Source organism: Mesorhizobium sp. B2-7-2 (genome assembly GCF_006440775.1).
GTDB lineage: Bacteria > Pseudomonadota > Alphaproteobacteria > Rhizobiales > Rhizobiaceae > Mesorhizobium.
In genome coordinates, this window is the sequence record NZ_VFTZ01000003.1 from 348,489 (window position 1) to 361,668 (window position 13,180).

General features: G+C 64.0%; 3 protein-coding genes. All 3 read right to left on the reverse strand.

Going from position 1 to position 13,180, the window contains the following annotated elements:
- Positions 1-6 precede the first annotated feature (6 nt).
- Entirely contained in the window at positions 7-516 is a 510-nt protein-coding gene (locus tag FJ425_RS06590) for a tail fiber protein (protein ID WP_140542700.1), read from the reverse strand.
- 11 nt (positions 517-527) lie between these two features.
- A complete protein-coding gene (locus FJ425_RS06595; RefSeq protein ID WP_140542701.1) occupies positions 528-1,025 on the reverse strand; it encodes a tail fiber protein in 498 nt (165 codons plus the stop codon).
- 196 nt (positions 1,026-1,221) lie between these two features.
- Positions 1,222-12,807, reverse strand: coding sequence for a hypothetical protein (locus tag FJ425_RS06600; RefSeq protein WP_140722449.1), 11,586 nt, complete (start codon positions 12,805-12,807; stop codon positions 1,222-1,224).
- Positions 12,808-13,180 lie beyond the last annotated feature (373 nt).

The window sequence follows — 13,180 nt, forward strand, 5'->3', positions numbered from 1 at the left end:
GTCCTCTCAGGTCTGCGACGGGAAGATGCCGAACAGCGAGATGATGAAGTTGACGCACAGATACGGCTGGAAATTATCGTGCGGCTGGTTGCCGCCGACTGCCGACATCATGGTCGCGGCCATGGGGCCATCGGGCGCTTGCCCGTCGATATACATAGCGATCGTCCCGGTAACCTGATCCAGAACGTTGCCTCCCGGATTGTTACCTGTTCCGGTCTGCGTCGATGCCAGCATGGCATGCGAGTGCGCCGGAATCTGCTGGATCGTCAGCGTGATCTGCTCGGCGCCTCCGGTCTCGGCAAGGATGAAGCCGTTGCCCTGATGGAGCGGCAGGCGGCCGCGCAGGTCGGGCAGTGCGAATGTGCTCTGACCATCGCCGCCATAGGTCGTGCCGATCAGGTTGAACAACGTTTCGTTCTCGGAGATCGGCAGAAGCTGTCCTTCGCAGAACATCCAGCCGGCCGGCGCGAAATTGCCGGCAAACATGCGGATTTCGCCAACATAGGGTTGTGCCATGATCGCGTTCCTCAGGTCGGCGACGGGAAGATGCCCTGCAGGGCAATGCAGAAGGTCAGCGTCAGGAAAGGCTGCATGTTCAGATGCGCCTGTGATCCGCCGATATTGGCAATGCTGGCCGGGTGCAACGACGTGAGGTTGTCCGGCTGCCTGTAACCGTTGTTGAACGCGCCGAGAAAACTGCCGGAACTGGTCGGCACGCTGCCGTTGCTGTTCGTCGCTTGCGCCTGGTGGGCATGGGTCGGCAACTCTCCAATGGACAGCGTGTGGGACTGCTCGCCGCCGCGCTCGCCGAGTGTGTGTCCGTCTCCAACGTGGTTCGGTATCCGTCCCCGGTAATCAGGCAGCGCGAAATTCACCCTGCCGTCGCCACCGAAAGTGGTGCCGAGCAGCGAGAAAAGCGCCTGATTCTGATTGATGGGCAAAAGCTGCCCGTTGCAGAGTGCCCACCCTTTGGGCGCGAAGCCGAACGACATGATGCGGATTTCGGACAGAAACGGTTCTGACATTCAAACACCCCTTCGCTGCCGTCCCGATTATGCGCACACTAAACTTTGAAGTACAACAGAAATAATAAACAAAAAAATAATTTTGAATACTATTTTACTGTCGATTAATACATCTTATCCGAAAGATGCATAACATCGCTATTGCGTTCATCGGGTTGCAAATCGGCCGTAGTCCAGTCCGCCCTACGTTTGCGGATTAAGGTGCAGAGAAATACCCACCGGAAGTCCCGGTGCCGACGCTCACAGTTCCTGTATTGAACGACTGGATAAAACTTATGACCGCCGCCGTGTCCGTCGGCCCACCACTATAGTTGTTGCCTGCCCCTGCATGCAGCCCGATCGTCGTGTCGAAGCGCTGACGAACACGGATGTCCGTCGCTCCGCCGCCGCCATTGGAGCCGGCAACATTGTTGGCTAATGCTCCAGGCCCGCCTAGCGTAAGAGCAAGTGTCTGAGCATCGCCGCTAATCGTGCCGGCAACGACCAAGATGCCATTCTGTCCAAAAGCAGTGGCTGGATTACTGACGGTGTTGCCCTGAATCACTGCTGTGAGTTGCGCGTTGCCTCCGTCGACGTGGTCTCCCGTCTGCACCATAATTCCGGCTGAGGCACCACCATACTGGAAGACGGCGTTGTTGGTGATTGTCACGCTAGAATTGGCGCCGCCATCGGTAACGAAGCCGATACCGCTGCCTTGTGCCGAACCGCTGTTCGCCACGCCGGCGACGCCGATCGTGTTCGAATCGATCGTGCCGTTGAACGAGCCGGCGCCTGAGCCGGTGCTTATGCCCAGAGCGGCACCCAGCGCATCGCGCATCGTGTTGTGGGCGATGTTGAAGGTCAGGTTCGCCGCGTCGCCGGTGCCGCCGGAGCTGATCGTGACGCCGCCGCCGCCGGAAACGATGTTCTGGTTGTTGTTCGACAGCGTGTTGCCGAGCCCGGCCGTCGCGCCGCCAAACACCAGATCCGACTGGACGTTGCCGTGCAGATCGAGCTGGAACAGGTCGCCGCGCGCGGAGGTGAAGGTCGAGCTCTGGACCGTCGCGTTGAAGACGCCGTTCGTCGCCTGGAAGACCAGCGCGTCGCCTGATTGATTTCCCGCGGCGGCGTCGGTCGCGAAGGTCGAGCCGGTGATGGTGATGCGGTTGAGGGTTTCGCCATTGTTGTTGAAGACGTGGAAAGCGTCCAGCGCCGCGCCGGTGAAGGTCGAGTTCGAAACCGTGGCGGAGCCCTTGAGGCCTGTGAAATAGACATCGCCCTCGCCGACGCCGCTGACGTTCGTGCCGTTGCTGCCGTTGATGACGACGTGATCGAGCGAGAAGCCGGTCACGTTGTTGCCCAGGATGCCGTAGTTCTGGAAGTCGTTCATCTGCATCCAGGCGAACTGGGCGCCGGATGTGTTGTTCAGATAGATGCCGGTGCCCTGCGTCGTGCTGCCGTCGGCGCCGGTCTTGTTGGCGATCGTGCCGCCCGATCCGGCCGAGCCGGTGCCCGTAACGTGCAGGCCGCCGCTGGAGCCGGTTGTGTCGAGAATGATGCCGTTGGCCGAGCCGCCATTCGAGCTGATGCTCTGGAAGATCAGATTGCCGGATCCGATGTTGGTATTGGCAACGTTGAGCGCCGTTGCCTGGCCCGAATTGATCGTGCTGCCCAAGCCGGTCGCGCTGATCGTGCCGCCACCCGTCGCGGTGAAGCCGGTGCCGTTGCTGCTCGAGGTGTTGATGGTCAGCGTGTTGGTGAAATTGATGGTTGCGCCGGTGTTGTTGCTGAGCGCTATGCCGCCGCTCGAAACTGTCGCCGAAATGGTTCCGCCGAAGGTCGCCGTGCCACCGGTGTGAGACGATATGCTGACGACGTTGCCGGCGCTCGTCTTGGCTATGGTGCCGCTGTAGCTGATGGTGTTCGAGCCGCCCGAGACCAGGAACGCCGTGCCCGAGGCGCCGCTCAGCGTGCCCGCGCCAAGATTGACCGCGCCGGCGCCGGTGACGTTGGTGAGCGAAACATTGTTGGAGCCGCCGGTCGATGTCGTCGAGGTGAAGTTGATGCCCGTCGTGGTGGCGACGCCATTGAGGTTGATTGCCTGCGCGCCGGTGGAGCTGACCGTGCCGGTGGCGACATTGACTGTGCCGCCATTGGCGGCGCTGAAGCCGGTCGTGCCGCTGCTGGCGATGTCGATGTTGGCGAAATTGATCGTCGAGGACTGGCCGTTGTTGTTGATCGACACCGCGGTGCCGGTCATCGGCGTGCCGGTGCCGAGATCGACCGTGCCGTTGAAGCTGACATTGCTTGCCGCCGTCGCGCCGGAGATGACGATGCCGCTCGCCGCTCCGTTTGCCGTGACCGCGCCCGCAAAGGTGAAGCTGCCGCCGGCACGGTTGGTGATGCTTGCCGCTGTGCCCGAGCCCCCGGCAGCAATGGAGCTGGCGTTGTCGAAGACGATCGCCGCGTTGCCGCCCGTGACCGTGATCCCACTGCCGCCCGATATGTCGACGTTGGTGCCGTTGATCGTGCCACCCGGACCGGAGGCGCCGCCGAAGGCTATGCCGGTGCCGGTCGCTGCCGTGGTGATGTTGAGGTTGGTCAGCGTCGTCGTGCCGGTGGTGTTGCGCAGGTCGAAGGCAATGCCGGTAGCGCCCGTGCTGGTGACGTTGGTGATGGTGGAGTTCAGTGCGTTGAGGACGACGTCCGTCGCATTGCCGGAGAACGCCACATTGTCGATCGTGGTGCTGGTGGACGGCGTGATCTCAATGCCGGCTATGGTGAAGTTTCGGATCGTCATATGGCTGATCGTGGTGCCGGAGGCGCCCGCGCCATTGTCCTTGATGCCGCGTCCGCCGCCATCGAGGATGAAGCCGTCGATGATGTTGCCGCTGGCCCCAAGCGTGATCGTATTGTTGCCGGCGCTGGTGGTCAGCGTCGCTGCGCCATTGGGCGTCTGGTCGATGATCGAGATGTTGTTGCTGGCGAGTTGGATGGTCGACGGCACCGTCAGCGCCAGGTCGATGTTGCCGTTGGCGAAGCCGCGCAGCTGTTCGCCCGCGGCAAGGTTCAGCGTGTTGTCGGCATTGGTGCTGGCGGCGGTGATGGTGCCGCCGTCGTTGACAAGGACGATGACGTCATTGGCAACCGCCGCCGCCTCGGCTGTCGAAAGCGTCGCCAGATTGCTCTGGTCCTTGCCGCTGCCGTCGCCGGTGGCGCTGGCGCCGACAAAGTAGATCCTGCCGATGCCAAAGCCGAGGCCGGGGCTGGCCTGGAAGTTCACGTCCTGGAAATTGTAATTGCCGGCAACCGGCGCGCTGGACGAGTCGATGCCGACATTGGCGCTGATGGTCGACGACTGGTCGGTCGCCGACTCGCCGTCGCCATAGGTGAAATTGAGGTTGGTCGTCGAGTTGAGGAAGACGCCGGTGTTGACGCCGGTAATGCTGGAGCTGTTTCCGGCCGCATTGGCGTCGCCGAGACGCACCGTCTGGCCGCCGGTGGCGCCACGCAGATCCACGCCGATGGAAGTGCCGGCGCCGGTGGCGTTGGTGACGTCGAAATCGTTGGCCGTGATGGCGGCATTGATCGTCGCGCCGTTGAGGCTGAAGCCAACGGCGTTGTTGTTGCTCAGGCTGATGTCGAGATCGTTGAAGGAAAGCGCCGCGCCGAGCGTGCCGGTGACATCGACGCCGCGCGTGGTGACGTTCTGCAAATTGGCCGTGCCGATGGCGATGGCACCGCCGCCGGACGAGCCGACGCTAGCCAGGGAGATGCCGGCCACGGGCCCATTCGCCGACACGGTCGAGAAATTCAAGCCGAGACTGCCGACGGTGACGTTGCTGAGATCGATGCCTCTGCCGGCCGACGTCGTCGTGATGGTATTGCCGCTTCCGGCCACATTGACCGTTCCGCCCGTGAAGGCCCTGAAGCCGTTACCGGAGGTCGTCGTGATGGCCAAGCCGCCATTGGTGAAATTGACGGTGCCGTTGCTAAGGCCGGCCAGGGAGACAGCTGTGTTGGTGCCGGACCTGATCTGCTTGCTGGCGCCCGAGAAGGTGACGGTCGCCGCGGTGCCGTTGTTGATGCCGAAAATGGCAATATGGCCGCCGCCCGCGGCGAAACCATCGGTCAGATTGCCCGAAAGCGTCACCGAACCGCCGGTCAGCTCCTGGATCGAGACCGCCGCGCCGCTGCCGTTGCTGGCGATGGCGCCGGCATAGGAGACCGTGGCGCTGCCGCCGCTCTGGTCGGTGACCGAGCCGATGTTGAAGGCAGCGCCCGAGCCGGTGTTGGTCAGCGTGCCGGTGCCCAAGTCGAGCGAGCCGGCCACCTGCTGCAGGTTGATGCCGTTGGCCGTACCCGAGAAGCTGGCGCTGACCGAGGTGAAGCCGCCATTGAGGGTGGCCGAAGCGATGTCGACGGCGGTTCCGTTCGAGGTGCTGACGCTGCGCGTGCCGGCGCCTGTCACGTTGACAATGGTGGCGGCTGGCGCAGCGCTGCTGGAGACGCGCAAGCCAGTGCCCGTGGACGTGGTGATGCCCAGCGCGCCGTCGAAGGTGACGGTGGTGGTGCTGGCGGCGTTCTCGATGTTCACGCCGCGGCCGGCCGAGGCCGAATTGTCGATCGTGGTGTTGCCGAAGGTGTAAGTGCCGTTCGAATTGAGAACTTCGATGCCGGCGCCGCCGGACGCGGTGACGTTGACCGCGTCGAGATCGACACTGCCGCCGCTGGCGCCGCTGATCAACACGCCCTGGCCGGCCGCGTTGGTGGAGGTGATGCTGTCGAAATGGACGCCGCCGGCGCCGATTGCGCCCTGTAGCGACAGCGCCGTCTGGCCCGTCGCGTTGATCGTGGTCGAGCCGGCAGCGGCAACCGTGAGCAAGTTCAGGCCAGAGAAATCGAGACCGGTATCGGCCGAGGTGGCGATGTCGAGGCCGCCGTTGAAGTTGACCGCGCCGCCGGCGGTGCCGCCCGAGATCGACACGCCATTGCCGCCGGCGATCGTCACCTGGTCGGTGAAGGTCACCGCCCCGCCGGTGCGGTTGGCGATGTTGATGCCGCCACCGACCAGCGTGCCGGACGTCGCGCTGTTCGGCAGGATGCCGCGCGAAACCTGGATGGCGCCGGAGCCGCCGTTCACGTCGAGCAGTGTGCCGGCAACGCCGATGTCGTTGTTGATGACCGAGAGATTTCCGGTCAATCCCGCGACCTTAATGGCGGTCTGGCCGGCCGCCACATTGCTGATCGTGACGCCTTCGATGATGATGCCGCTGGCGTTGCTGAAGCCCGACGCGCTCTGGTCGATGAGGAAAGCGGAGCCGCTGGCGCCGCTGAAATCGAAGGTCGTGTGGCGGACCGCGTTGTCGCCAAGCAAATGCATGAAGTCGCCGGTGCCGGTGACCACGGTCTCGTCGCCGGTGATGTTGCCGCCGGTGGCGCCTAGGCTGCCATGCACGTTCACCGGCTGGATGGTGCCGATCGAGACGACGTTGCCGTTGCCGAAACCAGTGATCGTCTGGCCCGAATCGAGCGTGAAGGCGCTGGCGCCGAGATCGATCGGACCGACGAAGGCGAAGTTCTGGGTGCCGGTCAGCGCATCGGCGGCGGCAAGCGAAATGGTGCTGACGCCCATGCTGAGGTTGCCGGTCGTGCCGGCGTTGATAAAGCCGCCTGACTGCGAAACCAGCGTGACCGCGCCCGCCGCCGACCCCAGGTTGGCGTTGCCGGTGAAGAACACGTCGTCGAAATCATAGTCGCCGAGCGTCGGATCGAGGCCGACCGTGTTGACGGTGTAGCCGTTGGTGGCCACGGAGATCGAGGATTCCAGCCCGTCGGTCGAGTCGCCGTCACCGAAGGTGAAGGTGGCGTCGGCCGAGGTCGCCGTGGTCTGGCCGGACGACAGATCGACGCCGATGCCGACATCGGCGATCGAGGATCCTTGCAAGAAGGTGATGACCTTGTTGCCGGTCGTCGAGGACAGATCGATGCCGCGCGAGGTGAGGTCGCCGGTGCCCGTGATGGAGGTAACGCCGAAACCGGCGGCAGTGGACGAGCCGCTGAAGTCGATGCCGGTCTGGTTGGCGCCGACATTGCTGATAGTCGTGGTGCCGAGCAGGACGTTGGCATTGGTGCCGCTGAAATCGATGCCGGCCGTGTTGGTGGCCGAGCCCATCGCCACCGTGGTGGTGCCGGAGAACGTCACCAGGCCGGCATTTGAGCCGATCTCGATGCCGTTGCCGCCGGCACCCGAGACCGTGACATTGCCGAAGCCTGCAATGGCGCCGCTTGCGACGTTCGAGACCGAAAGACCGCTACCGGCCGCGTTGGTGATCGACAACGCCGTCATGGCGTGGAACGTCGCGGTTCCGCCAAGACCGCCGATCACCGCTCCGCCGCCGCCCGTCGCGCTCAGCGTCGAACCGCTGAAGCTGATCGCGCCGCCGGTTGGCGCCGTCGTCGAGCCGATGTCGAAGAGATTGCCGGTTCCGGTCGAGGTGACGCTGCCTGTGAACGCGACCGAGCCGCCGGTGGTGCCGTCGATCTTGACCGCCGTGCCCGGCGCGCCTGCCGAGCTGGAGACGTTGGCCGAAACGGTGATCGCCGCGCTGCCGCCGGACACCACGACACCGTTGCCGGTGCCGGAATTGGTGATGGTGCCGCCGATCGAGATGGTGCCGGTGTTGCCAGTCAGGTTGACGTCGTCGCCGTTGACGCCGGTCGTGACCAGGTTGTCGACGCTGACGGTGGCGCCGCTGTTCTGCACCGCGAATCCGGGGACCGTGCCGCCAGCGGTCGCCACCGTCGTAGTGCCGTTGAAGGTGTAGGTGCCGCTGGCCACATTGGTGAGGCGGATGGCATCGGTGCTGGCGCGGCTGATATCGACGGCGCCGAAGCTGACATTGCCGCCGCTGGTGTTCGAAATGACGATGCCGCTGACATCGGTAGCCCCTGAGCCGTCCACCTTGACGCTGTCGAAGGTGACGCCGCTGCTGCCGATGACGAGTCCGCTCGCGCCGCCGAGCTGGATGCCCTTCTCGGTCACGCCGCCGCCCGTCGCGATTGTGTTGGTGCCGGTGACGTTGAGCGTGCCGCCGTTGACGGCGCTGAAGGCAAAGCTGCCATCGGTGGTGAGGTCGAGACCGCCGGTAAAGTTGATCGTGCCGCCGGCATTGCCGCCCAGATCGATGGCATTGCCCGAACCGGTGACGTTGGCGGTGATCTTGCCGGCGAAAGTGACCGAGCCGCTTGTCAAGCCGCTGATCGTGACGGCCCTTCCGGAGCCTGTCTTGTTGATGGTGCCGTTGTAGGTGACGTTCGGCGTCGACGCGGAGACGACGAAGGCGTCGCCCGCCGTGCCGGCGATTGAGCTCAGATTGTCGAAGATCAGCGTGCCGGCGGTGCCGCCGCCGATGTTGATGCCGGTGGCCGCCCCGGTGATGTCGAAATTGTTGAAGGTGGCGGTGCCGCTGTAGGCGCTGATCGCGAGCGCCGTGCCGGCAACGCCGCCGATCGTGGTGTTGGTGAAGGAGGTCGTGGCGCCTGAGCTGTTCAGCTTGATGCCGGTCTGCGCGGACTGGACGATCAGATTGGTGACGCCGATGGCGCCCGAGGCGCCGGTCAGGTCGAAAGCGGTGACGGCGCTGGTGACGGTGACGCCGTTGACCGTCAGGCTGCTGATGCCCGCGCCGTCGATCGTCGAGCCGGAGCCGGCGTTGCTGACGCTGAGGTTCTGGACGAGGTTGCCGTTGGCAAGGTCGATGGCGCTGCCGCCCGAATTGATGAGCGTGGCGCCGCCATTGCCGAACGGATCGGCCTGTGTTGCACCGCTGACGACATTGGTGCCGGTGACGTTGGCCGGGGGCGCGCCGAGATCCACCGTCGCGCCATTGGCGAAGGAGACGAGCGACTGGCCGGCGGCGAGCGTGAAGCCGTCGGCATCGGTGTTGATGACGGAGCCGTTGTTGACCAGGACGAAGATCGTGTTGGACGGCGCCCCGAGATCGTCCGCCAAGGCGGCGCTGATCAGGTCGTTGACGCTCGAACCGTTGCCGGCGCCGGTGTTGCTGTCGCCGACGAAGACGATGTTGGCGGTGTCGAACAGCTGCGGCCCGATGAGCGCCGTATCGTCGAAGGCGTAGCTGCCGCTGCCTGCCATCAGGCCGCGCATGTCGAGCGAGGCGTCCGTGCCGGTGATCGAGGCGCCACCAGCGGTGCCGAAGGAGAAGGCGGTTTTGGCGGAGACGCCGGCCGCGCCATTCGTGCCCATCTGCACGCCGGTGCCGGCCGAGATGACGCCGCTGCCGATGATGACAGACCCGCCGGTGGTGCCGGAGAGGTCGATGCCCGTCGAGGTACCGCCACCGGAAATGTCGAGCGTCGCAGCGGTGAAGGTGGATGTGCCGGACATGCTGAGGCCGGTCTTGCCGGTCTGCAGGTTGGTGATGTCGATATTGCCGAAGGCGATGGTGCCGTTCGCGCCGATGACGTTGATGCCGTTTTGGCTTGGATTGTCTATCGCGACATCGCCGAAGGTGACGGCGCCAGAGTTGCCAATGAGCCCGATCGCCTGGGTGGTCGCATTGTTGACGGTGACCTTGCCGCCGAAGCCGACCGTGGCAGAGCTGCCGCCCACCACAATGCCGCTCGCAACATTGGAGATGGTCGTCGTGCCGGTGACGTTGAAGCTGCCTGTTACCGCCCCAAGGCTGAGACCGGTCGAGCCCGGGTCGGTGCCGGTGTGGCTGAGGCTGGACAGCGTGACATCAAGCCCGATATTGGCCGCCCGCAGGCCGTTGATCATGTTGCCGGACACTGTCCCGTCGGCGATGGAAAGCGTGCTCGTTCCAGGGCTCGAGACAACATCGACCCCGATGCGATTGTTCTGCGCATTGACCGTATCGAACGCGTAGGCGCCGGTGCCGACAATTGACAGGCCGGTGCCGCCATTGTTCGCAACCGTTGTCGTGCCGGTGAAGGTGAAATTGCCATTGGCCAGCGCCAGGCCGGCGCCGGTGTTGCCTGTCGAGCCGATATTGGAGGCGCTGATGCCGCTCGTGCCGTCAAATCGCACGCCTGCCAAACTCGCGCCGCTGACCGACATGCCCGCCAGCGTGACGCCGGTGACATTGGTGCCGTGGATGCCGTTGCCATTGGCGACGCCGGCGATGTTGAAATCGAGCAGCGAAGTGTTGCTGGCGACCGTAACGGCATCGCCGGCGCCCGTATTGGTCAGCGTCGCCGCGCCGTTCGCGTCAGAGACGACCTGGTCGTGCTGGACATTGTCGCCGGTGACGTTGACCGGGACGCCGCCGAGCGAGAAGGTGCGGCCGTTGCCGAAGGAGGCCATCGTCTGGCCGGCATCGAGCGTGAAGCCGCCAGCGGCGTCGATCGGCGTGTTGGCGGCGTCGTTGACCAGCACGAAGATGGCCTGGCCGTCATGGTTGTTGTCGGCGTCGGTGATGGATGCCAGGTTCGAAATCGAAGAGCCGTCGCCGGAGCCGTTCGCGCCGACGAAGAACAGATGCTGTTGGTCGAAGAGCTGACCGCCGCTGAAGGTTGTCGTGCCGAAGGCATAGGTGCCGAGCGTCTGGTTCAGGCCGCGCGCGTCGAGCGAGGCGGCTTGTCCCGCGATCGAGCCGCCGCCGAAAGTGAAGTTGGCGTTGGCCGAATTGGCCAGCGAGCCGGAAATGCCGAGGCGAACGCCGGTATCGACGCCCGAGATGCTGCCGCCATTGGTGAAGGTGATCGTTCCACCGGTCGTGCCGGCGAGATCGATGCCGATGGTGTTGGCGGCGTTGGTGCCGGTGAGCTTGAGCGACTGCGCGGTGAAATTGGTCTGGCTGTAGGAGAAGTCGATGCCGGTGCCGATGCCGAGTCCGGAAATTACGATGTTGCCGGCGACCACCGCGGCATTGACACCATTGAACCTTATGGCGTCGTCGTGGACATTGGTGATGTCGATGTCGCCGAAGCGGATCGTCGCCGGCGAATCGGCGATCACGATGCCCGCCGAGGCCGTGTTCGAGATGGTCGTGGCGCCATTGACCGTGAAGCTGCCCGACAGGTTGTAGAGCACGACGCCGGACGTGCCGCCGTCCTGGGTGATGGAATCCAGCACGACATGGGCAGTGATCGGGTCGATGAAGACGGCGGTGCCGCCATTGCCCGAAATGGTGCCGCCGGTGGTGGTGAAGCTGCCGCCGCTCGACGTGCCTTGCACGGTTATGCCGCGATCGGTGTTGTCCAACGCATTGACGGTGGCGAAGGTGTAGGTGCCATGCCCCGTGACATCGAGGCCGTCGTCGCCATTGTTCTGAAGCAGCGTCGTGCCGGTGAAATTATAGGTGCCGTCGCCTTCTATATGCAGGCCGTCGAGGCCGTTGTTCCGCGACGTGAAGTTCGAGGCGCTGACATTGGTCGAGTCACCGGTGAAGTCGGCACCGCTGCCGCCGGCGCCGTCTACCGTGACGTCAGTCAGCTTCGTGCCGGTGACGTTGTTGCCGAAGATGCCGTCGTCGCCGCCGGTGATGGTGATGCCGCTCAATGTGTTGTTGTTGGCAAGCGAGATGACCGGGTTGGCGGCGTTGGTGCCCTGGATCGTGCCGTTGCTGCCGCCGAAATTGTAAGTGCCGACGCTGCCGTTGGCGAGTTTGGCCTGGACGCTGCCGCCACCGCTGATGACGATCTGGCCATCGGTAAGCGTTACGCCGGCGGTGGTGATGTTGCCTTTGCCGCCTAGGGCTACGACGATGCCATTCGCCCCGGCGCCCGCAACCGCGTTGTCGAGCGTCGTCGGGTCGCCGATCGTGCCAAGGCCGAGGGAATCGTTATCGCCGTTGGCGAAGAAGAATTTGCCGAAGGCGGCGTTGGTGGCGGCGTTGATCGCCACGCGCGTCGTCGTGCCGGCGACCTTGTCCTGGTTCTCCAGCCTAACGCCGATGTCGCCGCGCACGCGCTCGTTGAGCCGCTTGCGCAAGCCGGGGCTCACCATCGAGACGAGGTCCGCCGCATCGTCGGCGGAAGCGCTCTTGCCGGGCACGTTGAAAGGCACCGTCAGCCGGATGCTGCCGGCGAACTGGGTATTGTCGCGATTGTCGTTGCGCACCTCACCGGCGAAGGTCAGCGACGTGGCGGTGCCGATGACATCGCCGATCGTGTATTCGATGCCCGCCTTGGCGCCGGTGATCGAGTGGTCGTCGCCGTCCGGATCGGCGAAATGATAGGCGCCGATATCGAAGCGCAGCGACTGGTTTTCCGGCAGGTCGATCGGCGCCTGGACGCCGACCTCGCCCTCGATGCCCCAGGCGGCATAGGTGCGACGGTCGATCGCCGAGATTTCTTCCAGCAGCTGGTTGCCGACCAGCGACAGCGTCGAATCGATGCCGTTCGAGCCGCGATCCTTGCTGGTCGGCAGATAGACATTGACATGCGCGTCGTATTTCGAGGTGATCGCCTCGAGCCCGAGCGTGGTGGCGACGAACTGGTGGCTGTTGTCGTTCTGGATGTTGAGATAGGCGTAGCCGCCGATCATCAGATCGGGATTGACGATGCGGCGAATGCCAAGGCCCACGTCCTGGCCGAAACCATCGTCGAAATCATATTTCGAGCGGACATCCAGGAACAGGACGGATTCGAGGTTCTGCTTGACCGGAAGGAAGCCTTCGAGCGCGGAGTAGCCACTGTTACTGTCGGCGCCGATGATGGCGCGGATCTGCGGTTGCCACAGGCCGGCATCCTGGGCATGCGCGGCAAGGCCCGACAGGGCGAGGGCGACGGTCGTCAGCGCGGAGCTGCGCAGCAAAATACCCGACCGACGGGATGCAGCCAACGCTCCGCCGTGCTGCTTGTGGCGCCCTGCAGTCTCCCCCCGACGTTCAGTCAGCCCTTTGCGCGAACGCATATACCCGTCCCGGCCGCCGCCATGCTCTTCCGCTGGAATACCAGATACTATTGTATTGCATGGTATTGCACCGCAATTAACGGTTGAGGTACCGTATTAACATAGAATTTGGAGTCCTGTGGTAGTAGAGCAACACCGATTTTTTCTCCAACGACTCGGACTCACTAAGCCGGCTACAGGCGCCGAAGTTGTAATGCGAGAATTGGAGCTATATTAGTGAATTTTAATGTACAGAGGCGATCAGGATATTTGGCCGCCGGCCTCAGCGCGGTTT